Annotated in this window: 20 protein-coding genes; 7 read left to right on the top strand and 13 right to left on the bottom strand. The window is 43.0% G+C overall.

All coding sequences use genetic code 11. The annotated features are described in order from the left end of the window. Positions 1-18: 18 nt before the first annotated feature. A complete protein-coding gene (locus J0L83_08240; protein ID MBN8664546.1) occupies positions 19-1701 on the bottom strand; it encodes an NAD+ synthase in 1683 nt (560 codons plus the stop codon). A 76-nt stretch (positions 1702-1777) separates the two neighbouring features. Here J0L83_08240 and J0L83_08235 point away from each other — a divergent pair, with 76 nt between their 5' ends. Beyond that, positions 1778-2785: a hypothetical protein gene (locus J0L83_08235; protein MBN8664545.1), complete on the top strand. Its 1008-nt coding sequence runs from the start codon at positions 1778-1780 to the stop codon at positions 2783-2785. Here the strand turns inward: J0L83_08235 and apaG are convergent. After that, positions 2782-3168, bottom strand: a complete 387-nt coding sequence (apaG, locus tag J0L83_08230; protein ID MBN8664544.1) for a Co2+/Mg2+ efflux protein ApaG — start codon at positions 3166-3168, stop codon at positions 2782-2784. The genes J0L83_08235 and apaG overlap by 4 nt on opposite strands. A gap of 185 nt (positions 3169-3353) precedes the next feature. On the opposite strand from apaG, the gene J0L83_08225 reads away from it, so the two are divergent. Continuing rightward, a complete protein-coding gene (locus tag J0L83_08225) occupies positions 3354-4808 on the top strand; it encodes an NADP-dependent isocitrate dehydrogenase (GenBank protein MBN8664543.1) in 1455 nt (484 codons plus the stop codon). 159 nt (positions 4809-4967) lie between these two features. After that, on the top strand, positions 4968-6611 hold the full coding sequence (locus J0L83_08220) for a pyruvate dehydrogenase complex dihydrolipoamide acetyltransferase (GenBank protein ID MBN8664542.1): 1644 nt from the start codon (positions 4968-4970) through the stop codon (positions 6609-6611). Positions 6612-6660: 49 nt separating this feature from the next. Here the strand turns inward: J0L83_08220 and J0L83_08215 are convergent, their stop codons facing one another. From J0L83_08215 to J0L83_08200, 4 genes are all read right to left on the bottom strand, one after another. After that, the gene (locus tag J0L83_08215) at positions 6661-7218 is read right to left on the bottom strand and encodes a DUF4136 domain-containing protein (GenBank protein MBN8664541.1); all 558 of its coding nucleotides are present in this window, start codon (positions 7216-7218) and stop codon (positions 6661-6663) included. Positions 7219-7228: 10 nt separating this feature from the next. Further along, positions 7229-11128 carry a PAS domain S-box protein gene (locus J0L83_08210; protein MBN8664540.1) on the bottom strand — a complete coding sequence of 1300 codons (3900 nt, stop codon included), beginning with the start codon at positions 11126-11128 and terminating at the stop codon, positions 7229-7231. Between the two features lie 99 nt (positions 11129-11227). Next, positions 11228-13630 (bottom strand): zinc-dependent metalloprotease, encoded by a 2403-nt coding sequence (locus tag J0L83_08205; GenBank protein ID MBN8664539.1) that lies wholly within the window; start codon positions 13628-13630, stop codon positions 11228-11230. Positions 13631-13714: 84 nt separating this feature from the next. Then, positions 13715-14161, bottom strand: a complete 447-nt coding sequence (locus J0L83_08200) for a hypothetical protein (GenBank protein ID MBN8664538.1) — start codon at positions 14159-14161, stop codon at positions 13715-13717. Positions 14162-14305: 144 nt separating this feature from the next. On the opposite strand from J0L83_08200, the gene J0L83_08195 reads away from it, so the two are divergent. Together J0L83_08195 and dinB are read left to right on the top strand one after the other, a co-directional pair. Beyond that, positions 14306-14671: a CoA-binding protein gene (locus tag J0L83_08195; protein MBN8664537.1), complete on the top strand. Its 366-nt coding sequence runs from the start codon at positions 14306-14308 to the stop codon at positions 14669-14671. Between the two features lie 9 nt (positions 14672-14680). Further along, entirely contained in the window at positions 14681-15826 is a 1146-nt protein-coding gene (dinB, locus tag J0L83_08190; GenBank protein MBN8664536.1) for a DNA polymerase IV, read from the top strand. A 4-nt stretch (positions 15827-15830) separates the two neighbouring features. Here dinB and J0L83_08185 read toward each other — a convergent pair whose 3' ends face one another. Beyond that, the gene (locus J0L83_08185) at positions 15831-16244 is read right to left on the bottom strand and encodes an Rrf2 family transcriptional regulator (GenBank protein MBN8664535.1); all 414 of its coding nucleotides are present in this window, start codon (positions 16242-16244) and stop codon (positions 15831-15833) included. Between the two features lie 116 nt (positions 16245-16360). On the opposite strand from J0L83_08185, the gene J0L83_08180 reads away from it, so the two are divergent. Further along, positions 16361-16999: a peroxiredoxin gene (locus J0L83_08180; GenBank protein MBN8664534.1), complete on the top strand. Its 639-nt coding sequence runs from the start codon at positions 16361-16363 to the stop codon at positions 16997-16999. Positions 17000-17088: 89 nt separating this feature from the next. Further along, positions 17089-18360: an amidohydrolase family protein gene (locus J0L83_08175; protein MBN8664533.1), complete on the top strand. Its 1272-nt coding sequence runs from the start codon at positions 17089-17091 to the stop codon at positions 18358-18360. On the opposite strand, the gene J0L83_08170 is transcribed toward J0L83_08175, so the two are convergent. The 6 genes from J0L83_08170 to rlmN all read right to left on the bottom strand — a co-directional run bounded on the left by J0L83_08170 (position 18357) and on the right by rlmN (position 24678). Then, a complete protein-coding gene (locus J0L83_08170) occupies positions 18357-19886 on the bottom strand; it encodes a response regulator (protein ID MBN8664532.1) in 1530 nt (509 codons plus the stop codon). The genes J0L83_08175 and J0L83_08170 overlap by 4 nt on opposite strands. Next, complete coding sequence (locus J0L83_08165) at positions 19886-21022, bottom strand: FIST C-terminal domain-containing protein (protein ID MBN8664531.1); 1137 nt, start codon at positions 21020-21022, stop codon at positions 19886-19888. The genes J0L83_08170 and J0L83_08165 overlap by 1 nt, the downstream gene beginning before the upstream one ends. Positions 21023-21074: 52 nt before the next feature. After that, entirely contained in the window at positions 21075-21797 is a 723-nt protein-coding gene (locus J0L83_08160; protein ID MBN8664530.1) for an RluA family pseudouridine synthase, read from the bottom strand. 1 nt (position 21798) lies between these two features. Next, positions 21799-22830, bottom strand: coding sequence for an rRNA pseudouridine synthase (locus tag J0L83_08155; GenBank protein MBN8664529.1), 1032 nt, complete (start codon positions 22828-22830; stop codon positions 21799-21801). Positions 22831-22933: 103 nt separating this feature from the next. Continuing rightward, a complete protein-coding gene (locus tag J0L83_08150; GenBank protein ID MBN8664528.1) occupies positions 22934-23566 on the bottom strand; it encodes a hypothetical protein in 633 nt (210 codons plus the stop codon). A 68-nt stretch (positions 23567-23634) separates the two neighbouring features. Continuing rightward, positions 23635-24678 carry a 23S rRNA (adenine(2503)-C(2))-methyltransferase RlmN gene (rlmN, locus tag J0L83_08145; GenBank protein MBN8664527.1) on the bottom strand — a complete coding sequence of 348 codons (1044 nt, stop codon included), beginning with the start codon at positions 24676-24678 and terminating at the stop codon, positions 23635-23637. Positions 24679-24716 lie beyond the last annotated feature (38 nt).

The raw sequence follows: 24716 nt of genomic DNA, 5'->3' as shown, positions 1-24716 counted from the left end.
TAACTAATTCAAAAACAATCAGCTTAGGTATTTGCCTACAATGGGTACACGACGGCCCACACCAAAAGCTTTGGGGCTAACGCGAATGATGGGGCAGAACTGGTTACGCTTGTATTCATTCGTGTTCACCAATTTGAGGATGCGGTCAACCAATGCAGCATCAAAACCCATGGCTTTGATTTCTGCCGGACTCTGTCTGCGCTCTATATATTGGAAGAGAATCTTATCAAGGATATCGTAATCAGGTAAGCTATCGCTATCCTTTTGGTTGGGTCTCAATTCTGCACTCGGTGCTTTGGTGATGATATTGTTGGGGATGATTTCTTTTTCACGGTTGATGTATCGCGCCAGCGCATAGACCTGCAGTTTGTAGCAATCGCCTAGCACACCAAGTCCGCCAGCCATATCACCATACAAAGTGCCATAACCGGTTGAGAGTTCACTCTTATTACTCGTGTTCAGCAATACATAACCAAACTTATTGGCAATGGCCATCAATAAATTTCCTCTGCTTCTGCTTTGAATATTTTCCTCTGCCAATGAGAAAGGTAAACCTTGAAACAGTGGATCCAATGTTTGCAGAAAAGCTTGATAGATATCATTGATGCGGATGATATCATAAGGATTGTTCAGGTTCTTGCTCAAGGCTACTGCATCATCCACAGAATGTTCTGTTGAATAAGGCGAAGGCATCAATACAGCACGCACATTGGCTGCACCTAATGCATCACAGGCAATCGCCAATGTTACTGCTGAATCTATTCCACCGGAAGAACCGAGTATGGCTTTGGTAAAACCCATCTTACCGAAATAATCGCGAATGCCCAGCACCAGTGCATCATAGACCTGTGCAATATTCAATTCAGCTTCTAGTGTTACTGGGTTCAGTTCTTTATCCGGTACGCGACTAGCGGGTTCCAAAATAGCTTGTGCAATACTGCCGTCTTCATGCAAATCAAATCCTTGAACTGATTCGGTAAACATTGGCAAAGCACCACAAAGATTGGCAGCTTTATCAAAAGCATAAGAAGCACCATCGAATACAATCTCTGTCTGACTGCCCACAGCGTTGCAATAGAACATGGGCAGTTTGTATTTCACCACATTGGCTTTGATGGTTGCTTTGCGGTCTTCATCATGCGTATAATCAAAAGGGGATGCACTTAGGTTCACCATAAAGTCGGGCGATTGTTGCATCAACTGATCCATGGGACAAATCTTGTACAATGGATTATCACCCAGGTTCCAAATGTCTTCACAAATGGACACGGCAATTTTCTTGCCTTTGAAGGGCACTACTTGCCAAGTATCGGCTGGTTCAAAATAGCGATACTCATCAAACACATCGTAAGTAGGTAAGAGTGTCTTATGAATTTCTGCAATGATTTGTTGTTCATACAGAAAGAAAGCTGCGTTGAATAAATCCTTGCCTTCTTTGCGCGGGTTTCTCGCAGGTGAACCAATCACCACACCAATGGTATCTGCATGCAAACGAATCTTGTCGATAGCTGCATAGCATTGATCAATAAAATCTTTGAATTCTACAAAGTCTCTTGCCGGATAACCGCACACACTCATCTCACTGAATACAATCAAATCGCCGCCGGCTGCTTTGGCAGATTCAATGGCTGCAATGATCTTATCTGTGTTATAGGCAAAATTGCCGATGTGGTAGTTCTGCTGGGCAAGGAAAATCTTCATGCGGCAAATTTCATGATTAATTGCGAATTTGCCTGCTTTAACAAAATGCTTGCGGGCAATGCACTTTTTTCGCAGTATGAAATACAGTTGGATTCCTGGATTGTTCTTATTGCTGATGGCTTGTGGTGAATCAAAACCCAAGCGGCCCGATGTTTCCAAGATCAAGGCAGCTATACAGGTTGTGCGTTTTGATGATGCGGTCTTCAGTCTGGATACCAATCAACTTGATCAGGGACTGGAGCAGTTGAATCGCCAGCATCCCGGTTTCACCAAAGATTATCTCTACAATATTGTTGGTGCGCCGCCACATCCTGATAGCACCAAGAAAATCCTGACCAGTTTTATCCGCACCTATGCTTCGCTGTATCGCGATAGCCGCAAACAATGGACAAGTTTGGAACCACAGTTAACCGACTTGTCGCAAGCCATGAAATACCTCAAGCATTATTTTCCGAAGTATAGTATGCCATCGCGATTGTATGTTTTCATGGGGCCGATCAATAGCTTCGGTAATATTATTACGGCGGATGGGTTAGCAGCGGGTTTACAATTGTACATGGGCAAGGATTATCCTGCTTACCTCACAGAAGAAGGGCAGGTCTTGTATCCTTATTTCATTTCCAGAAAATTTGATAAAGCTTATCTGGCGGTGAATTGTGTACGCAATATGGTGGATGATTTGTATCCCAATAACAGTATTGGCAGGCCACTGGTAGAACAAATGGTGGAAGCGGGTAAACGTGCTGTATTGCTGGATTATCTTTTGCCGGAAACAGCAGATACGTTGAAGTTGGGCTATACTGAAAAACAGTGGAAGGGTTGTTTGAAAAATGAGGCCAATATCTGGTCCTTCTTTATGAATAGTGATTTGTTGTATGCAACAGATCCCAATCTGGTAAACCCATACATGAATGATGGGCCCAATACACCGGCTTTAGGTCCGGATTCTCCGGGCTTCATTGGTTTGTTTTGTGGTAAGCGTATCGTAGAAACGTGGATGAAAAAACATCCTGAAACAAGTTTGCAAGACATGATGCAGACAGATGCCACTAAAATTTTCCGGGAGAGTAAGTACAAGCCTTAATTGCCCTTGAAGGGAACAATCATTTGAAACGCGGGGATCTTTACCTGAAAAGTGGTTTTGTTGTTCAGATTTTCCATCAGGTAATTACCAAACATCTTACCCATTTCTGAGCGAAGATTGCAGCCGCTTACATATTGATAGCGTTCATTTGGTTCCAGCACTGGCTGCACACCAACCACGCCTTCGCCTTCTACTTCGCGTTTATCGCCATTGGAATCGAAAATAAACCAATGTCTGCGCAGCAGTTTTACAGCAAATCCGTTGTGGTTTTCGATGGTAATGCGGTAGGCAAACATGAATTCATGGTTGAGCGGATTGCTATAATCGCTCTGGTAGAAAGTCTCTACCGTTATTTCCACACCTGAGGAGATTTTGGATACCATGAAATTGATTGCAGGCTAAAATTAAGGGTTGCCGTCTACAAGTCTATAACAAGCTTTGGCGAGGAAAGTTGTAAAAGCAGGGGGCTTTGGCCGAAATTACAACCGCCTGTTTGGATATTTTCCGGCAAATTAACGGTGCCGTGTGCTGTCCGGGCTTAATTTTGCACCACTTCAAATAAAGCTGTATGACGAAGATTGCTGTTGCTAAAGGAGATGGAATCGGTCCCGAAATCATGGACGCTGTGTTGCACATATTTGATGCGGCCAAAGTGCCCCTCGAATATGAATTTGTTGAAATGGGTAAATGGGTGTTCGACAAAGGCTACAGCAATGGTATGACGCCTGAAGCGCAGCAGACCATCGAGAGCCTTGGCATCTTGTTCAAGGGGCCCATGGAAACACCTAAGGGTAAGGGTGTGAAGAGCGTGAATGTAACCGCTCGTAAAACCTGGAATACTTATGCCAATAAGCGCAGCTTCCAGACCCTGCATGGTGTTGACACAGTATTTAGCAAAGCAGGTATTCCTATTGATGTAACCATTGTTCGTGAGAACATTGAAGATACTTATGGTGGTATTGAGCACATGCTCACGCATGATGTGGCACTGAGCCGTCGTTTCATTACCCGTCCCGGCAGCATGCAGGTGATTAAGTATGCATTTGAAATGGCCAAGAAAAAAGGTGCCAAGCGCATTACCTGCGGGCACAAGGCCAATATCATGAAGATTACCGATGGCCTTTTCCTAGAAGTGTTTTATGAAGTGGCCAAGGATTATCCCGAGCTGAAAGCAGATGATGTGATTGTGGATGATCTCTGTATGAAATTGGTGAGCCGCCCCAATGAATTTGATGTGGTGGTGTTGACGAATTTGCAGGGTGATATCGTGAGTGATTTGTGTGCCGGATTGGTTGGTGGATTGGGTTTTGCGCCTTCAGCCAATATTGGTGATCATATCTCCATCTTTGAAGCAGTACACGGTACCGCACCGGATATCGCCGGAAAAAATATTGCCAACCCAACAGCTTTGTTGCTGAGTGGTTTCGGTATGCTGCGTCACCTGGGTTTACGCCAGAGCGCTGCGATGATTGAGAATGCTTTGTTGTACACATTGGAGCAGGGTTACAGAACAGGTGATTTCGGTGATAAGTCGAAACCCGCTTTGAATACAACAGAATTTGCACAGGCCATCATCGATAATTTTGGCAAAAAGCCTGCGCACAATCCAAGACCTGAATTGCCAGATGCACCGGTTACACCAACCGTGTTCAAACTGGAAGAGAACCCATTGATCATGACCAAGGAAACCGAGGATGAAGTAATTGTGGGTGTGGATTTATTCATCGAAAGCTTTGAGCAGCCTACTGCCGTAGCAGAAAAACTGCTGGCACATTGTGGTGATCTGTTCAAGCTGGTGACCATCAGTAACCGTGGTACCCAGGTATGGCCCAAGGGTTCTGTTTTCACCAATCTGGTGAACCAATACCGTTGCCGTTTTGAGAGTGTGGGTGATGCCCCGCTGACCCAAGTAGATATTCTGGAACTCTATAAGCGTACCATGGCCGATTTCAAGATCTGTTCTACAGAAGTACTGAATATGTGGGGTGGTAAAAAAGCCTATAGTTTGGCACAGGGTCAGTAAGACTGAAAATAATGCTGGAAAAGGGGTGTCTCAGACATCCCTTTTTGTTTGATGTTCAAGGTTTTAGCCGTATCATCCACAAAATCAGCACCTGCATTGCCCGCTATGCCATTTTACCTTAATTTCACGGCTCAATTTTAAAGCAAAGAAGCAATCGTTATGGCTGAAGTGATTCTCATGCCCCGTTTGAGCGACACGATGACCGAAGGGGTCATTGCTGCCTGGCACAAACAAGTGGGCGATACTGTGAAGAAAGGAGATTTGTTAGCAGAAATCGAAACAGATAAAGCCACCATGGAGCTGGAAAGCTACCAGGAAGGTGTGCTCTTGCATATTGGTACCCAAAAGAATGGCAAACTGCAGGTGAATGACCTGCTCGCTATTTTGGGAAAGGCCGGAGAAGATGTATCCGCATTGGTTGCACAGCATAGTGGTGGTGCGGCAGCAGCTGCTCCTGCAGTTACTGTAACCATGCCTGCTGCACCTGCAGCTGAACGTGTTGCAGCACCAGCTGCAAGCAATGGTTTGGATATCTCCGCTTTGGAAGAAGTGGTGTTGATGCCACGCCTGAGCGATACTATGACAGAAGGTGTCATTGCTTCATGGCAAAAGCAAGTGGGTGATGCAGTGAAGAAGGGTGAAGTGTTGGCTGAAATTGAAACTGATAAAGCCACCATGGAGCTGGAAAGCTATAAGGATGGTGTCTTGTTATATCAGGGTGCTAGGCCTGGTGAAAAAATTCAGGTGAATGATTTGTTGTGCATCATTGGTAAAGCAGGTATGGATATTACGGCTATTGTAGCTGCCGCTAAATCTGGTGGTAGCGCTGCACCTGCTGCAACGCCTGCACCAAGTGCGGCTCCTGCAAGTGCGCCTGCAGCAGCACCAGCACCTGCACCTGCTGCTGCCCCAGTAGTGGTGAATGATGGTAGAATCTTTGCTTCTCCATTAGCAAAAAAATTAGCTGCTGAAAAAGGTATTGACTTACGTTATGTAAAAGGCACAGGCGATCATGGTCGTATTGTGCGTTCCGATATTGAACAGTATACTCCAGCTGCTGCGCCTGCAACTGCTACGGCTCCTGCAGTAAGTGCAGCACCAGTAGTAACTGCAGTTGGTCAGGTATCATTTGAAGATGTTCCTGTAAGTCAGATGCGTAAGACGATTGCGCGTCGACTGAGTGAGAGTCTGTTTACGGCGCCACATTTCTACCTCACCATGACCATTGATATGGATGCTTGCGTTGCTGCAAGAACACGTATCAATGAAACCAGTAAGACCAAGATCAGCTTTAATGATATGGTGCTGAAAGCAACAGCAGTTGCGTTGAAGCAACATCCTAAAGTTAACAGCAGTTGGTTGGGCGATACCATTCGCATTAACCATCACGTGAATATCGGTGTAGCAGTTGCTGTTGATGAAGGGCTTTTGGTGCCTGTGGTTCGTTTTGCAGATTCATTGAGCCTGAGTCAGATTGCCACACAGGTGAAAGACTATGCACAGCGTACAAAGGATAAGAAATTACAACCGGCAGATTGGGAAGGAAGCACATTCACCATTTCTAATCTGGGTATGTTTGGTATTGATCAGTTTACTGCGATCATCAATCCACCAGATGCATGTATTCTGGCGGTAGGTGGTATTGCACAAGTACCTGTAGTGAAGAACGGTGCTGTTGTACCGGGTAATATTATGAAAGTAACACTGAGCTGCGACCATCGTGTAGTGGATGGTGCAACAGGCGCTGCTTTCCTGCAGACTTTAAAGTCTTTGCTGGAAGAGCCACTGCGTATGCTGGTGTAAAGAATACACTGAAAGAAAAATCCCCCTACGGTATCGCAGGGGGATTTTTTTATGATTTAGGTGCAACGGGATATTTACTGAATAGGGCAGTAGCGGCTTTTTGAATGGCTTCCGGCAATTTTGCATTATTACCTGGCAGCACACCTTCGGCAGTAGACTGCCAAACCATTTCATTGGCTTTGGCATCAACCAGGTGTATGGTTACTGTACCATCCCGATACCTGCCTACTTCAATATTCTGGCTTTTCCATTTGTAGTTGCGCTGACCAACATAATAGGGTGCGCCATCTTGCATGAAATTGGTTTGTCTGGTTTGTATTTTTTCTTCAATGGCAATACCAATGTTCACCAATAAATCGGCCTGCGATTGTTTTACTGTCAGACCCCTGTTATTGAGTTCTTTTGTGATCGCTTGTTTAAACAATTCTACCCTTTCTGTAAAACCCTTGCTGATGGTATCACCTTGAGCAGAGAGTTGGTAGAAAGCAAAACTTTTGTATTGACTAAGGTTAGCGCCGGGGCTGGTTTCAGCCACCACTTTAATAACGGGTGTGCAACTATACACGAGTAGTCCGGAAATTAATCCCAGCAAAAGCTTCTTGAACATGGTAAACGATTTAAGATAAAGGTACAACTACTTCAATATGTGTGCCCTTGCCCGGTGCGGTATCCAGTAAAAAGCTTCCACCCATAGCAAGCGATCTTTCGCGCATACCTAAAACACCATGGTGCATTTTGGTATCAATGGTGTCAGGAACAAAACCGATACCATCATCTTGTATAGAAAGTCGGATGGTATTATCTGTTTCATGCAAGGCTATATAAATATTCTTGGCTTGTGCGTGTTTGGAGATATTATTGGTTGATTCCTGAATGATACGGAATAAGCCAATCGTAATGTTTTCAGAAAACTGACGATCGTCTGGTATGGCCAGATCAAGTTCTATGTTGATACCGCTGCGTTTAAGCAAAGTGTTTTTCATCCAGGTAATTGTTGCAACCAGGCCAAGCTCATTCAACATAGTTGGGCGAAGGTTATTGTATAATTCTCTGGATATTTGAATTGTGTCGTCAATTAATGTATTGATACTTTGAAAAGCGTGTTTTTGAATCTGGTGTTCTTTAACCAATTTCTTCTCGGTGAATGCTGATTCCATTTTGAGCACTGCCAGTTTCTGGCCCAGTTCATCATGTATTTCCTTGGCTATTTCCACTCTTTCTTCTTCCCTGATTTCCTGTAAGTGTGTTGCCAGATTGCGCAGATCCTCATTTGCTGTAGCCAGTTTTGCGGCTGCTTCTTTTTCTTCCCGGATATCAATAGCTGTTGTTGACAGATAGGTGGGTTTGCCATGCTTATCCTTGTGTAAAACTATTACCTGTTTGATGGGTATTTCAACGCCTGATTTGTCAACGATAACACTTTCGCCTGTCCAGCTACCATGCTTCATGGCTTCTTGTAAGGCAATAGCTTCTAATCTTTCCTTCATCACATCTGAGTGAAGATCTCTGATATTCATTTTTGTGAGGTCTTCATTTTCGCCAAATCCAAGAATCCTTCTTCCTGATCTGTTTAAAAAGATGATACCACCTTCAAGATCACCAATGCCAACAATGGCTTCAGTGTTGTCGATGATATCTGCCAATCTTTTAACTTCTTCAGTTTTTTTATTGATTTCAGTTAGGTCAAGTGCTTTCATGGAGTAGTGAATCTCACCACTGGTATTATCATAGTGTTTCATGACTACCGCCATAGTAGGAATTTGTTTTCCAGACCTACTTGTATGTACAGTTTCAAATTGAATAGTAGTGTTATTTGTTATAGAGGCGATATATTTTTTTATTTTCTCGTACTCTACCGAATCATGCGCATCTCCAATAGTCATATTGCTGATGTCTTCGTCAAGAGGGATTTCTAATGCATTGCGCATGGCGTTGTTCATGAAAACAAGTTTCCCGGATACATCTGCAATAGCCGCCCATGCCGGACTGGCTTTGATGATGTCATCCAACCTTCTTACTTCAGCTTCTTTACGGCGACTTTCCGATATATCAAATGCGGTAAGCAAAACAGTCTGATGGTTGTTTTTCCCATTGTTTACCAGCGGTAGAAAATTACAGAGATAGATGATTGGTAATTCGCTGTCAGATAAATTAACTGTCAGTTCAAGCTCTATTGTTTCCTGCTTTTCCAAACATTGTTTAACTGCTATATTGATTTTGCCATCGTCTGCAAATTCTACACATTCTGCCAGTGGGTGGCCTATCAGGCTTTCAGGTGTTTTGCCTGTTCTGCTCTTGTTAATGGTAATGATATTGCCAAATTCATCCAGCTCAGCAATAAACGCAGGAACACTTTCGAGAATTTTCTCCAGTCTTTGTTTGGTTTTAGACAATTCTTTTTCTTGTTCCTTGATGGTAGTGATATCAGATGTATTGGTAATGATACCGGTAACAGTATCATCCTTAATAATTGGTTTCAGAATACTGCTGAACCAGAATTTCTGACCGGTACTGCTGATATAACTAAATTGTCTATAAACAGTTGCCCTGGTTTCAATTACTTCTTGAAGCGTTTCTTTTGTTTCCTGCTGCATATTTTCGGGCAGAATGCCTAAGAGGTTTTTGCCGATTACATGCTCTCTTTGGAATACATCAATATTCTTATTCAGATCCAATATGTTGCCTTCTTTATCCAGCGAAACGATATAGGAAGGTGTATTCATGTATAAGAAATCCAGTCGTGCATTATTTTCAGTTAAGTTCTTCTGCAGCATTTCCCTGTAGGAGATATCTGTCAAGATGGCTAATAATTTTTTATCAGCCATTCTCGATACCCTGATTTCAAAGTGAACTACTGTACCGTCTTTTCTTACGCCCCTTCTTTGTGAAAATAAAAAGCCAGTCTCAGGTACTTCATGATATTGCAGTGGATAATATTGTACGTCCTCTGGCAACATGAAATCGTACAGATGTTTTCCGATGGCTTGCTGAGGCGTATAGCCGGTTGATTTTTCAACAGCACCATTACAATCCCAGATATAGCCATTTTCATCTGTTACGGCAATGATGTCCGGACTATTTTCAATCAGTGATCTGTATTTTTCTTCGCTTTGCTTTAGCGCGAGTTCTGCTTCTTTTTGTTTGGTTGTGTCTTTGAAGAAAAACGATATACCGTTTTCGGAAGGATAAGCATTGAATTGCATCCATTTATCAAAACCATTCAGGTAGTAATCGAAAGTGATATTCCGTTTTTGATCAAAAACTCGTTTTACTAAGGACTCTAATCTTTCTATAAGTCCTTCGTCATTCGATCTATACCAAGGCTTCTTGCCGATTACATCATCCCCGCCCAATAAATTCTTTGCATATTGATTCGCATAGGTGATTTCAAAATTATTATCGAGGGAGATAATACCATCTGTGATGCGCTCATTGTATTCCAGCAGTTCTTTCTTTCTGAGCAATAGTTCTGTCATCAGTTGCTCATTGGCCTGCTCTAACTGGTGTTGCAGCTTAACAATATCTGTTATGTCTTTCGAAGTACATACATAATTCTCTAATTGCCCATCAGCGTTAAATAGCTTAGTAATTGTGTTCAGGGTATAGAAAATGGTACCATCTTTTTTATAATCAGTTGTTTGAAAGCTGATTTTATTTTTTGTTTTATTCTCCTCTAATAAATACTCTTTTAGTCCTCCCGCATCTACTGTAAATCTGCTGATCAGTTCAAAGATATTTGTGCCCAGCATTTCCAGTTCTGATGGGCCATACCATTCTTCGGCGGTTTTATTCCATAAGTTGATTTTAAATGATGGATCCGCTCCAAAAATGGCTTCATTGCTATTACTGGTAACAGTAGCGAGGTATTTATTTCTTCCAATATTGTCTTGTAAGCTTCTGATATTAAAGAAGAGATAAACGAGCAGAATTAATAGAATGGCTAATGAGAAAATACCAATATTCCTGACTTCACGAACGGTATTGTTGTACAAGCTACTCTCTGAGTCATGATTTTCGTAGAGTAAGTTGCGTATCGTGTTCTCAATCGACATTACATGATTGTTAAGTGCTAATTCCGTGTTTAGCCAATTTTCTAAAGCGTTTGTTTCGGGTTGCTTAGCCTTTCGAATTTGTATTATGCGAATGGCTTGTTTGTGCAGATCGTTTGCTAAGCTGTCAATACCAGATAATTCAAGTGCTATTGGTATTGTTAGTAGGAGGGAATCAATTTTTATGACGCTAACCCTGTTCTTATTTTGTAAGCTCGCTACCTCCAGAATTAAGCTATCGCTTTTAGTATCAGGTAGTAGAGCTTTACGGATAACGATGTCATTAGCATGCACAGATTCTTTGATATCTGATAAGTCGCGCATGATCAATAAGAGATTCTGATGCGTGAGACTTTTCTCGTAGTTCTTCTTGAGTTTGTTGCTGGCTGTAACGTAAATAAACAGAAACGACATCACTACCACACAGAATATGGCAAACGTTATCCATTTGAAGTAGGGAGCCTTCATAATGAAAGTCTAAGTTGCACAAATTGTCCTACTGAAAATATGACTTATTTCAGGGTTTTCAATGTAGTCAGATAACTATGCCATGTAGTGTACCAGGGCTTAAAACTCGCAGCCAATAGGTGCACCAGGGGGCAATTCTCTATGTTGTGGTAATTGTATCTCCTTTGGTTTTTCGATTCTTTCAATTGCATAGCGATACAAGTGTTTCCTGCTTGGATCGCTGTTTAACTGCTTGTTACAGAGTGCTTTCAATTTTTCCAGACGATCAAAGCAGATTGCTTTAACAGCATAATTGCTGTTTTCTGCCTGACTTAAACCCAGTGTCCATGTCAGAACCATCTGCGCTGTCTGCATCTGCACTTCTCCCTGAATTCCTTTTTGCCAAGGTCTTTGCCAGGTTTGTGCAATAATTGCATCCAATACATCATCCCAGCCCGGCGTATTGTATTGGGCTTTCAATTGTACCAGTCGGTTAGCTCTTTCAGTATTAAACAAGAATCTTAAGGTATAATCTGTTAATGCTTCCGCGGCAGCAAGTCCATCGAAGCTCATACCGGTTCTTTTTGGAAAGAGTTCCCCCACATTGTAATACATAGGCGGTCTTGGTGGAATCATCGCTGCAATTTGAGGCGGTATGGTGAGCACATCTGGTGAAAGACAATACAATGCTGCATCTAGGGCTCTTTGTTGTAAAGCTGTTTCGAGTGGTTTGGGTTTTTCCTGATTACCTCCGCGCACACTGTAATCATAGTACATACCACCAATCAATTTGGTAACAGCTTCTACCTGATAGCGATGATAATTATACACAGGTACCAAAACTTCTTCCAGTCTGCTTTCAGGGGTATTGGGTCTGATGGCTTTTTCTGAGAATTGTGCCAAAGCCTTTTTTCTCACCTGCAAAACATTGTTCAATTCCACAACAGGGTCTTTGCCATTATCCCATAGATGCGCATAGGGATGAAAACCACTTGCTGCTCTCGCATCTGCATCTGCAATATAGCGTAGCCCCATTTTGGTGTTTTCTTCCAGCAGGTTGCGCAAAGCGGCTGACTCATTGGTACCAGGAGGGAAATCTTGATAGCCATAGATAATGGCGCGTTTATCCCATTCACCTATTTCATTGGTATAGACTTCACTGAAATCGATTTCGCCTTTTGCATTCAATGTTACATTCGGATGCGGGTAATCCATAACGGATGCCCGGTTATTATAGCTGGATGCATAATTGTGCATTAAGCCAAGTGTATGGCCTACTTCATGTGCAGAGAGCTGACGCAAACGTTGCAAAGCTGCCTGACGCATGGTCTCGGGCACAGGCTTACCAGTTTCATAGGGTGATAATAGTCCGGTAAAGATCAGGTAGTCTTGTCTCACCCTTAAAGAACCCAGAGTTACCTGTCCTTTAATAATTTCTCCTGTTCTGGGGTCAGTAACGGAAGCGCCATAGCTCCAACCACGGGTAGAACGGTGTACCCAGTTAATCATGTTATAGCGGATATCCATCGGATCAGCAGAGTCTGGTAATACTTCTACCCTGAATGCATTGATGTATCCTGCTGCTTCAAAAGCCTGGTTCCACCAACGGGCACCATCCAGTAATGCAGAACGAATTGGCTCGGGTGTACCGTTATCCAAATAATAAATGATGGGTTTTACGGGTTCGCTTTTGGCAGCTGTAGGATCTTTTTTCTTTAATCGGTGTCTGGCAATAAGCAACTGTTCAATCGGCATGGTGAAATCAGAACTATAATCAAAATAGCTGATGCCGAAATACCCACTGCGGATATCATAAGCGCGTGGGCTGTATGCTTCATCGGGTAATTGCACAAAAGAGTGGTGCATGCGTAATGTAATAGCATCAGCCGAAGGCGTTACACTGGTTACAAACCTGCCTGCATCACTACCACCTGTGAAAGTGATGGTTGCTTCAAACTCACTGTTCAATGGAAAGTTGCGGGTATTGGGTAAATACATAGCCGATCTAGCTTCATTGAAAGCATAAGTGCCTTGACGCATCATCCTGATTTTATCGGCTACACCATGTGCATCACGCAAGAAAAATGCTGTGGCATCCACCAATACTTTATCTCCCTCTTCAGTATCTGCCGTGAAACTGAATATGGCAGATTGCGCAAAGGATTCTCTTACTGCTTTTTGCTCTCTGGGGTCTTTGCTGCTGGCGCGATAGGCATAATTGGGTTGAATCAACAAGACTTTCTTACCCACTTTGGTGAAATAGACGATGCGTGTTTCATCGAGCTGGCCTCTGTCCAAACCAATATCATTAGAACCCAAACCTGCCGGGAGTGAGTTTACATAGAGAAACTCCTTATTCCACTGATCAACCTGCATCCATATTTTACCATTAGTGGCATCCCACCAGAAAGTAAAATAGCCATCATACCGTTTCCAGTCTTTGGTTTTGTTTTGAATAGGTGATTGTGCCTGCGTAAGCAGTATGCTACAGATAAAACTGAGCAGCAGCATAAATTTTTTCATGTGGAGAGGTTATGGGTTGAATTGGTTGGAGACTGCATAAAAAAGCCAGCGCATGGCTGGCTTTAATCATATAGTTTTTTGCGCTTAAGAAGCAGCAGGTGTATCAGTGCTTTCAGCTACTGGTGCCGCAGGTGCTTCAACTGGTGCAGGAGCAGGAGCGGGTGCTGGTGCGGGTTTAGGCGCTTTTTTCGCAGCAGGCTTTTTTGCTTTAGCAGCTGGTTTTTTTGCCGCAGGCTTTTTGGCTGCAGGTTTTTTAGCGGCTGGCTTCTTAGCAGCAGCTTTTTTCGCTACTTTTTTCTTAGCTGGTGCTTTCTTTTTTGGTGCGGCTTTCTTCGCAGCTTTCTTTGCTACTTTCTTCTTTGGAGCTGCTTTTTTCACAGCTTTTTTGGCAGCTTTTTTAGCAGGCGCCTTTTTCTTTGGAGCAGCTTTTTTCGCAGCTTTCTTTGCTACTTTTTTCTTAGCCGGAGCTTTTTTCTTTGGGGCTGCTTTCTTTACAACTTTCTTGGCAGCCTTCTTCTTTGCTTTTGCCATGATGGTATTAGTTTGAGGTGTGAAATTGTTGCCTGTTAAGTTAGAGATTATCTTTTGTACACTACAAATTTTTTTAAAAAATTATTCAAATCATTTTGCTGCAAGTGTGCACAAGCTTCAAAAAGAATAGAACTAATTTGCAGTATGGAACAAAAGAAAACCCTGGTGCTGGGTGCATCAGAAAATCCGGGTCGCTACAGTCATATGGCGGTTCAGTTGCTGCGCGCCAAAGGACATCCCGTTGTTGCGCTTGGAAAGAAAGCCGGACAAGTAGGCGATACCATCATTGATACCGGAAGACCGGAATTGCAGGATATTGATACCATTACCTTATACCTGAACCCGGATCATCAAAAAGCTTACTACGATTATTTGATTGCTTTGAAACCCAAACGCATCATTTTCAATCCCGGTACAGAAAACGAAGCATTAGAAGATCTGGCACTGACCAATGGCATTCAACCCGTGGAAGCTTGTACACTGGTGCTGCTGAATACAGGTCAGTATTGATAGCGCATGATGCAACCGCAACGCTATATTGCCCATCTGGATCTGGACTCCTTTTTTGTGAGTGTGGAATTACTGAATGATCCTTCTTTGAAAGGAAAGCCGGTGGTAGTTGGGGGTAGTCGAGAGCGAGGTGTGGTATCTGCAGCCAGTTATGAAGCCAGAAAATATGGTGTGCGCAGTGCGATGCCGATGAAGCAGGTGCTGAAGCTATGCCCGCAAGTGATTGTGCTCAAAGGTACACGAGGCGAGTACGGTCGGTACAGCCGCTGGGTTACCGATATCATTGCAGCCAAAGCACCGTTATTCGAGAAAGCATCCATCGATGAGTTTTATATTGATCTCACGGGAATGGATAAATTCCATGATCCTTATCGGTGGACCATTGACCTGCGTCAGGAAATTATTGATCAAACCGGTTTACCCATTTCATTCGGACTGGCAGCCAACAAACTCGTGGCGAAAATTGCTACCGATGAAGCCAAGCCCAATGGTTATCTCTTTGTGCAGCCCGGCATGGAACAGGCTTTTCTAGCCCCCTTGCCGGTGAATAAAATACCCGGTGTAGGCGAACACACCCATATCAAGCTTCAGCAAATGGGTATTCGTGCGATTGGTGATATTCTTTTGCAGCCTCAAACGCTATTAGAAAAGCAATTGGGTAAATGGGGCACAGAGCTTTGGCAGAAAGCGCAGGGCATACACCATAGTGAAGTACATCCCTACCATGAGGCCAAATCAGTTTCAACTGAACAGACTTTTTCTGAGAATATCAAAGACACAACCCAATTGCTGAAACACTTGGTGAAGATGACGGAGAAAGTTGCTTTTGAATTGAGGCAGGATGGGCAGATGGCCGGTTGTATTGCAGTTAAAATCCGTTATCCGGATTTTGAAACCACTTCCAAGCAGTTATCCATTCCGCATACGTTTAGTGATGACGAGTTGATTCCTATAGCGAAACAATTGTTTCATGATTTGTACCGCAAAGGACAACCGGTTCGTTTGCTGGGGGTTAGACTCAGCGATTTCTCAACCCAAGCTACACAGGGCAATCTGTTTCAGGATTCGGGTAAGAAGAAAGGCTTATACAAAGCCATCGATGAGGTGAAGAATAAATTTGGGAAATCAGCCCTGAAGAGAGGTTCTGCTGATTGATTATTTAATGCCTGTCCATTAAATCCGCAAGTGTCTTTTTTTCCAACACCGCTAATGTTGCATCGCGCGTAAGCGCCATTACTTTATTGACTCCACAGGTTTTCTCATCACAGTCGGCACATTTTTCATAAAAGTTCAGACTCACGCAGGGTAGTAGGGCTATCGGACCTTCCACCGCACGAATGGCTTTGGCCACACTGATCTTCTTGGGTGCTTGCTTTAAAAAGTATCCACCACCCTTACCCTTTTTGCTATCCAGCAAATCATGGTGTTTCAGGTTGAGGAGAATGCTTTCTAAAAACTTTAATGGAATTTGTTTGTGTGCAGCAATATCTGCAATCAGGACAGGCCCCTCGGCGTAATGCTCAGCCAGATAGCTTAGTGCTTTGAGGGCGTATTGTGTTTTCTTGGAAAGCATTGCAGCAGCAAGATAACAAAGATGGATATTCCTGAAGGAGGTGAGTAAATGTTAATTTTCAGTCTACTTATTTGGTAGACTAATATTTTATCTCTTTTTTTGTTGCAAAAGCAATCATGAGTTTACGATTAGGCGATATCGCGCCGAATTTTCAGGCGCAGACAACAGCTGGTCCCATTGATTTTTATGAATACCTCGGTAATGGTTGGGGTGTGTTGTTTTCGCATCCTGCCGACTATACGCCTGTGTGTACTACAGAATTGGGTAAAACGGCGCTGCTGCAGGAAGAGTTTGCCAGAAGAAATGTAAAAGTGCTGGCTGTAAGTGTGGATGGTTTGGATAAGCACCATGGCTGGATTCATGATATCAACGAAACACAGCATGTGTCTGTTGATTTTCCCATCATCGCAGATGAAAACCGCATTGTGGCTGGTTTGTATGATATGATCCATCCCAATGCTTCTGAAACTTTCACTGTTCGTTCCTTATTTATCATCGGTCCCGATAAGAAAGTAAAGTTGATCATCACTTATCCGGCATCTACCGGCAGAAACTTTTATGAAGTGCTGCGCGTGATTGATTCTTTACAACTGACGGCGAATTACAGTGTGGCTACGCCAGCCGATTGGAAAGATGGCGAAGATGTGATTGTTGTACCAGCTGTAAGTACCGAAGATGCGATTCAAAAATTTCCGAAGGGGGTGAAGGTGGTGAAACCCTATTTGCGGTATACACCACAGCCAAATAAAGGCTAGTGCTATGAGCAAGCAAGTGAGCCGATAGTCCCCACAGTACTGTGGGGACTTTTTCTTTTGAATCTGTATCTTACAGCAAACAACCGCACATGAAAAAACTCCTTTTGGGGCTGATGCTCCTCATGGTTAGCTACAATTATGCCCAGCGTACACTCATTCACTGTGGTCAGCTCGTGGATGTAAAGCAATTGTCAGTGTTAAAAGAAATGACCATTGTAGTGCAAGGCAAACAGATTGTGGATGTGCAGAAAGGATTTACTGCTGCTCAGCAGGGCGATCAGGTGATAGACCTGAAACAAAGAACTGTAATGCCCGGTTTGATTGATATGCATGTGCATATGGAAGATGAAACCAGTCCTACCAAATACATTGATGGATTTACCTTGAACCCTGCTGATTACGCATTCAAATCGGTAGTCTTTGCAGAACGCACCTTAATGGCAGGCTTTACTTCTGTACGTGATCTGGGTGGTAGTGGCGTGAATATCTCCTTACGTAATGCCATTGCCAAAGGCATGATCAAAGGCCCAAGGGTTTTTACTGCAGGTAAAGCTATTGGTACAACGGGTGGTCATGCAGATCCTACGAATAATTATCGCAAAGATTTGATGGGTGATCCTGGTCCGGCCAATGGGGTAGTGAATGGTGTGGATGATTGTAGAAAAGCAGTGCGCCAGCGATATAAAGATGGTAGCGATTGTATCAAGATTACTGCAAGTGGCGGCGTATTGAGTATGGCGAAGAGCGGAGAAAACCCACAATTCACGCAGGAAGAAATTGAGGCAATTGTGGCTACAGCAAAGGATTATGGATTTAAAGTAGCTGCGCATTGCCATGGAGCTGAAGCCATGAAGCGTGCGGTATTGGGTGGTGTAAACTCTATTGAGCATGGTACTTACATGACTGAAGAAGTGATGGGCTTGATGAAGCAGAAAGGCACTTATCTGGTTCCTACTATTACTGCAGGAAAATCCACAGCTGACTCAGCAAAAAAGCCCGGTTATTATCCGGAGATTGTTGCTGCTAAGGCATTGGTGGTGGGCAATTTCATTCAGGGCACTTTTTCGAAAGCGTATAAAGCGGGCGTGAAGATTGCCTTCGGTACGGATGCGGGTGTATTCTCTCATGGAAAGAACTGGATGGAGTTTGTGTATATGCATGAAGCAGGTATGCCGATGATAGAGGCGATTCGTGCGGCAACTTTGTCTGCAGCAGATTTATTAGGTGCTGATCAGATTGGCGTGATTGAAAAAGGGAAGTTGGCAGATATCGTAGCTGTTGAAGGCGATCCGATCAATGACCCTAAAGCAATGGCAAATATGAAGTTTGTGATGAAAGAAGGGCAGGTGTATAAACGTTAATTCTTGCTGCCTTTCGTATACTCATAAATCAACGCATAAAAATCATTAGGATTGAATGGTTTCATCAGGAAATCATTCATCCCACTGTCTTTGGTTTCAGTCACAACTTCCGGTTCGGATGAGGCTGTTAGTGCAATGATGGGTATGGTTTGATTGAATTGTCTGATCTGTTGTGTGGCTTCCAGTCCATCCATTATGGGCATTTGGATATCCATCAATACCAAATCATACTGTTCTTGCTTAATTTTTTCAATTGCTTCAGCGCCGTTTATGGCGCTATCGCTTGTGGCATTGGCATTCGCCAGCATTTGTTCAGCAACCATCGTGTTGAAAGCAATATCATCTACGATTAACACATGTACGCCAGTAAGGTCTAACGTGTTCTGTGCACTAAACCCTGTGGCTTGCTTGGGTGTGCTGGCAAGATCTTTTTCCAAATTGAGGGAGAAATAAAATTCAGAACCTTTATCAGCTGTGCTTTTCAGGTGAATGTTACTATTGAAGAGTTCTAGTATACTTCTTACGATAGATAACCCCAATCCTGATCCGCCAAATCTTCTGGTTGTATCGGCTTCTGCTTGTGTAAAGCGCTCAAAGATGATGCCTTGCTTATCTTCAGGAATACCAATGCCGGTATCTTTCACGGAGAAGGCAATGCACACAGAGGTATCTGTTTCACGTTCAACAGTAGCGCTAATGGTGATATTGCCTTGTGAAGTAAATTTCACCGCATTTGAAACAAGGTTGTGCATGATTTGATTCAAGCGAACTTCATCGCACAATACCCATTCTGGTAAGTCCTGATCAATCAGTAATTTAATATTGTTCTGCTTTTCTTGTGCTTTGAACAAATGCGTATTGCGCACATGGGTAAGCAGGTTTCTGATATCAGTTGGCTTAAAGTTGAGGTTGATTTTACCACTCTCTATTTTCCCGTAATCGAGGATATCGTTGATTAAATTCAGTAGGTTTTCTGCTGCTGTATGAAGTGTTTGAATGTTTTTAGCTTGTTCAGGTGTAAAGCTTTGCTGCATCAATAAATGTGATAAGCCAATGATGGCATTGAGTGGCGTCTTGATTTCATGACTCATCACGGATAAGAACTCACTCTTCACTTTCGCTGCACTTTCTGCAGCTTCTTTGGCCAGACGATTTTCTTCTTCCAGTTGTTTCTGTTGATCAATCAGCGCGCCCAAGTATTCAATAGTAGCTAGAATAGAATCGCTTTCAGAAAAAGAGTTGATAGCGGCATGTGGGTCAATCTGTAAGATGTGTTCTTTTAATTGCTGAATTGACTGTGTAATCAATTCATTTTTTGACTGCAGATTCTTTAGAACAACTTGGTACTCTTTTTCAGAAATAGCATAAGCATGATCTGATAATGCTTTATCTCTTTCATACCATCGATATGTTTCGCTGATTTCTGCTAGCAGCTTTTCTAATCGTGCATCAGGAATGCCGGCCGGAAAATGTTTCTTGATTTGTCGCTCTAATAACGCATGTAATATGTTGGCTGGCTTACCCACTATACTTCTCTGAATGTGGTAATGGTCATGGTTTGATTATGCAATTCACAGGCAAGTGTAATGTCCGTGGCGGGAGATATCTCTCCGTAGGAATAGAAGCCTGTAATCAGTACATTTTCACCCAATATATGTTTGGCCGCAACAATTTCCTCGTAAGCTCTGTCGCGCAGGATGAGTTTTCTGCCTACACAACTGATGAGTATAGCTAGCTCTGGGGAGCTTTTTTTGTCTAAAATTCGTTTAGCAACACTGGCAGATGCATCAATGATTTTATCGAAGTTGGCTTTCATCAAACGCACTTTACTGCCTACAGGCATATTGCCTGCGAAAGTCATTGTGCCCAATACTTCATCAATGCTTAGTATGGTTCTGACGAGTTTTTGCTCCTGATTTTCTCCCGAGATGCTCAGGGGAAACAATAAGGCTGAACCAGGTAGTTCATTTTTGAATGGGCCCAGATATTCTTTGTATAACTCTAATGCATTTTTATGATCGATAGAATGCAGTACGTTTTTATCTGAGCCAGTAATGATGCGTTCTGGTCCAAATTCATCCCAGCCACCCAAAGAGCCGCTGCTAACTTCCAGTGCATCGCCATAAAATCCAATGGCGACAATCTTTCCTGCCTGTGGAATGGCGTTTAAGCCTGTAAATGTTTGTTCAAATCTGTCTGCATCGCCCGCTAGTCCGCCAGTAATCAGTACTTCATTTGCTCCGGGATGATTGAGTCCCTGGACCAGCTCGCTTCCATTCACTAATGTACCATCACTCAGTACAAAGATGTTCTTCAGGTTTTTTTCAGGAAAGGCATTTCTTAGGAAAATACCTGCTTCAAAACTGCTCTCATGTTCGCGTACATCTGTTTCAACAGTAACCACATTGGATTTTTCTAACCAGATGGCTAATGCAACAATCGAGTGATCGTACACATTGTTTGATGCAATTTCACCGGAAGTAGAGGCAAATGCAATGGCTGCATTTGGGTAGGATTCGCGTAAGTATGCCAATTGTTCAGGAAGCACAATTTTAGCTGTGTCACCAAATGCCAATACCAATTGAGCTTTTTGTGAATCGAAACCTGCTTGTTCAGTTAAGGTTTCCCAATGATCTGTGAATAGTTGTTTTCTCAGCTTCATATAACAGGCATCATGAAGTTACACAAAAAGCTTCAGTACTTTATGTTGTTCGTTACTTCTTCTGCAACTTACGCAATTGCTGAAGCGATGCATGTAAATCTTTCGGCAAAGGTGCCTCTAATTGTAGCAATTGATCTTTGTATGTGAAGCTGATACTAAATGCATGTAAGCCAAGTCTTCCTAAAATGGGACGCTCATCCAATTCCTTTTTGGAAAGCTTGAAATTCTTTTTGAGTTGTGATAAGTATAAGAACTTACCGTCGCCGTACAAGGCATCACCAACAATACTATGACCGATATGCTTCATATGCACACGGATCTGATGGGTTCTTCCAGTATGGATGCGAAACTGTACCCATGCATACTGTTGGAATTGCTCTAGCAGCGTATAATCTGTTAAGGATGGCTTGCCTTTCTGATGTGTGATCATGGTGCCGTTCTGTGCAGGATGCTCCATAATGGGTGCATCAATACTGCCGGAAGTATGCATCAGGCGTCCGGTAACCAAGCCTAGATATTGTTTATTGATGGTTCTTCCTTCAAATAATGCTGAAAGTGTTTTATGCGCTTGCTCGTTTAAAGCAAATAAAATCAGTCCGCTGGTATCCTTATCCAGTCTATGAACGGTATAGATTTTGCCATAGCTGGCTTCCAGCAATATTTTCAGCGAAACCTCTTGTCCTAATCGATCCGGAATGGATAAAAGACCAGAAGGTTTGTTGACAGCAATAAAATCCTCGTTGGAAAAAATGATTTCAGGCTTCGGCAATACCATATCAGGACTGCTGTTTTTTGACGAATGATTGGTTCATGTATTTCAGTAAGCGTACTTCTTTTTCATTCAGGTAACGCCATTTGCCTCTCTCTACATTCTTCTTGGTGAGGTTGGCAAACATTACACGATCCAGATTCTTCACATCATAACCGAGGTGTTCAAATATCCTGCGTACAATTCGGTTTCGGCCGCTATGCAATTCAATACCAATCACTGATTTGTCTTTACTGTCCACATAACCTACAGCATCAGCAGCTACAAAGCCATCTTCCAGTGTAACACCTGCAGCAATGGCTTCCATGTCTTTTTTCACCACTGGCTTATCCAGCTTCACTTCATAAATCTTCTTGATTTCGAATGAAGGGTGGGTGAGCTTCTGTGCCAGTTCACCATCATTGGTGAGTAACAAAACCCCGGTGGTGTTTCTATCGAGCCTGCCTACCGGATATACCCGCTCAGCAGTTACACCTTTGATCAAATCCAGTACAGTTTTTCTGCCCTGTGGATCATTGGCCGTTGTGATATAATCTTTTGGTTTATTGAGGAGGATGTATACCAGGTTCTGTTGCAAGAATATTTTCTTACCCTTCATGGTCACAGTATCTTTTTCAGACACTTTAAATCCGGGCTCAAATACTTTATCACCGTTTACGGTTACATGACCCAATTTCACCAACTCAGCGGCTTCACGTCTGCCACAAACACCAGCATGTGCAATAAACTTGTTCAGCGGCATCATAGATGCATCTGCTTTCTTGACGATGGTGAACTTGGTGGGTTGTTCTTGTTGTTGTGGTTTGGCTTTCGCGTATTTGGCTGGTCCTTTCTTAGGTGCCGCAGATTTTGGGTTCTTATTCCAAGTAGGTTTTGGTGCAGCTTGGCCGGTTTGTTGTTCAAACTTGCGTTTTCTGGCTTCATCGCCTGCCGCCTTTCTTTCTGCTTTTACTTTACGCTTTTCCTGACGGAATGCTTCTTTCTTTTTTGCGCCGCTCAGTTCTTCTTTCATGAACTTGCGGAATCCTTGTTGTCCCATAAAATTGTATTTGCTGTTTTTCAACAGGTCGTGCGAAGGTAGGCATAAAAAAACGAAGCCCTTTTCAAGGCCTCGTTTCTGTTGCTGCTCAATCAATTAACTATTATCTGGCTTCACCTTTACCCCAGCGTCTGCCTTGCTGCATTTTCTGCTGCTGTTCAGGGGTGAGTATGCTCGCCATATTTGTTTTATGGGCTTTCATTAAAGCCTGAATTTGCTCTTTTTTCTGTTCTTTACTTAGGTCTTTGTTGTTGCGTAATGCTTGCATTTTACTTTGCATACCGGCTTGTTCTGCTTTTACCTTGGCTACCTGTGCTTCTGTTAGCCCAAGCCTTACCTGCATTCTTGCAACATTGGCTGCGGCTTCTTCTTTCATCCTTCCGCGACGCTGCTCCTGCATGTCTTTCAACTTTGCTTTCTGCGCTTCGGTAAATACTTTTTCTGATGCAGCTTTTTGCGCCTCATGTAATGCGGCTATTTGCTTACGTGCATCACCTTGTGTTAGCTGATCGTTGTCTTTGATGGCTTTAATCTTTGCACCATATTCCTGATGCACTTTCTTTAATTGCGCTTTTTGATCTTCAGTCAGGTTAAGGTCTTTCGCCATTTTACCTGCCATCATTTGCTTGCCATGCATTTGACCATGTTGCATACGACCGGCACCAGCAGGTGGTTGGGCAATCAATAGTGAACTACCCAAAGCTATCATGCTTACGAATGAGAGTAACTTTTTCATGTTGCGTGTTTAATACTAGATAGACCTGCTTTGGCCTAAGTAGTTTAATGCAACATGTTAGGAGAAACTTAAAGTCGGTCCTTATTGGCTAACTGTCCGCAGGCTGCGTCAATGTCTTTACCCCTGCTTCTGCGCAATCTGGCATTCACTCGATTCTTTTCCAAGTAGCTCATAAAGCGTTCAATACCTTCTTCATCTGGTTTGGTATAGTTGAAGAAGTCGATGGGATTGTATTCAATGATATTCACCAAATCTGCAGGCACTTGGCGATAAATCTTCACCAACTCTTCAGCGTCTTTCAGTGAATCATTGAAATCTTTAAAGAGGATGTATTCAAAAGTGATTTCGTTACCGGTCTTTTTATAGAAATAATTCAAGGCATCAATTAGTACCCGGATATTATTGGTTTCATTGATGGGCATGATCTCATTTCGCTTCACATCATTGGCAGCGTGTAAAGAAAGCGCCAACTTAAATCTTACACCATCATCGCCCAGCTTTTTGATTTGCTTGGCAACACCTGCAGTGGAAACCGTAATTCTTCTTGGGCTCATACCCAATCCATCTTCAGCAGTAATGCGTTCAATGGCTCTTAATACATTGCTATAGTTGAGCAGGGGTTCACCCATACCCATGAATACGATATTGCTTAGTTTCTTTTCATACACACGTTCACTCTGCTGGTTGATGAGCACGACTTCATCGTAGATTTCATCAAAGCTGAGGTTACGCTTGCGCTCCATATAACCTGTTGCGCAGAACTTACAGCTGAGGCTGCAACCAATTTGGGAAGACACACAAGCGGTCTTTCTTTCTTCAGTTGGAATGAGCACACCCTCAACTTTATGACCATCATGCGTGATAAATCGACTTTTAATTGTGCCATCGCTGCTGTATTGGGTGGCATCCACTTTCAGGGCCGGTAAATCAAATTCTTCCTGCAGCTTGGCACGCAGTACTTTGCTCAGGTTCGACATATCCTCAAAACTGCCGGCTTTTTTCTGCCATAACCACTCATAAACCTGCTTTGCACGGAACTTTGGCTCGCCTTGTTCTAGAAAATAGGTTTCAATATCATCATAACTTAAATGTCGAATATTCTGCTTTGCCATGGGGCAAAGATAAGCTTAGTGGGCTGGGCAGCCTATTT

The organism is Chitinophagales bacterium (genome assembly GCA_017303835.1).
In the GTDB taxonomy this organism is placed as follows: Bacteria; Bacteroidota; Bacteroidia; order Chitinophagales; family Chitinophagaceae; genus JAFLBI01.
This window is presented reverse-complemented; position numbering and strand designations above follow the sequence as displayed.

Coding starts and splice junctions, on each gene's coding strand:
- J0L83_08240 (MBN8664546.1), bottom strand. CDS start 1,701: ATGAAGATTTTCCTTGCCCAGCAGAACTACCACATCGGCAATTTTGCC.
- J0L83_08235 (MBN8664545.1), top strand. CDS start 1,778: ATGAAATACAGTTGGATTCCTGGATTGTTCTTATTGCTGATGGCTTGT.
- apaG (MBN8664544.1), bottom strand. CDS start 3,168: ATGGTATCCAAAATCTCCTCAGGTGTGGAAATAACGGTAGAGACTTTC.
- J0L83_08225 (MBN8664543.1), top strand. CDS start 3,354: ATGACGAAGATTGCTGTTGCTAAAGGAGATGGAATCGGTCCCGAAATC.
- J0L83_08220 (MBN8664542.1), top strand. CDS start 4,968: ATGGCTGAAGTGATTCTCATGCCCCGTTTGAGCGACACGATGACCGAA.
- J0L83_08215 (MBN8664541.1), bottom strand. CDS start 7,218: ATGTTCAAGAAGCTTTTGCTGGGATTAATTTCCGGACTACTCGTGTAT.
- J0L83_08210 (MBN8664540.1), bottom strand. CDS start 11,128: ATGAAGGCTCCCTACTTCAAATGGATAACGTTTGCCATATTCTGTGTG.
- J0L83_08205 (MBN8664539.1), bottom strand. CDS start 13,630: ATGAAAAAATTTATGCTGCTGCTCAGTTTTATCTGTAGCATACTGCTT.
- J0L83_08200 (MBN8664538.1), bottom strand. CDS start 14,161: ATGGCAAAAGCAAAGAAGAAGGCTGCCAAGAAAGTTGTAAAGAAAGCA.
- J0L83_08195 (MBN8664537.1), top strand. CDS start 14,306: ATGGAACAAAAGAAAACCCTGGTGCTGGGTGCATCAGAAAATCCGGGT.
- dinB (MBN8664536.1), top strand. CDS start 14,681: ATGCAACCGCAACGCTATATTGCCCATCTGGATCTGGACTCCTTTTTT.
- J0L83_08185 (MBN8664535.1), bottom strand. CDS start 16,244: ATGCTTTCCAAGAAAACACAATACGCCCTCAAAGCACTAAGCTATCTG.
- J0L83_08180 (MBN8664534.1), top strand. CDS start 16,361: ATGAGTTTACGATTAGGCGATATCGCGCCGAATTTTCAGGCGCAGACA.
- J0L83_08175 (MBN8664533.1), top strand. CDS start 17,089: ATGAAAAAACTCCTTTTGGGGCTGATGCTCCTCATGGTTAGCTACAAT.
- J0L83_08165 (MBN8664531.1), bottom strand. CDS start 21,022: ATGAAGCTGAGAAAACAACTATTCACAGATCATTGGGAAACCTTAACT.
- J0L83_08160 (MBN8664530.1), bottom strand. CDS start 21,797: ATGGTATTGCCGAAGCCTGAAATCATTTTTTCCAACGAGGATTTTATT.
- J0L83_08155 (MBN8664529.1), bottom strand. CDS start 22,830: ATGGGACAACAAGGATTCCGCAAGTTCATGAAAGAAGAACTGAGCGGC.
- J0L83_08150 (MBN8664528.1), bottom strand. CDS start 23,566: ATGAAAAAGTTACTCTCATTCGTAAGCATGATAGCTTTGGGTAGTTCA.
- rlmN (MBN8664527.1), bottom strand. CDS start 24,678: ATGGCAAAGCAGAATATTCGACATTTAAGTTATGATGATATTGAAACC.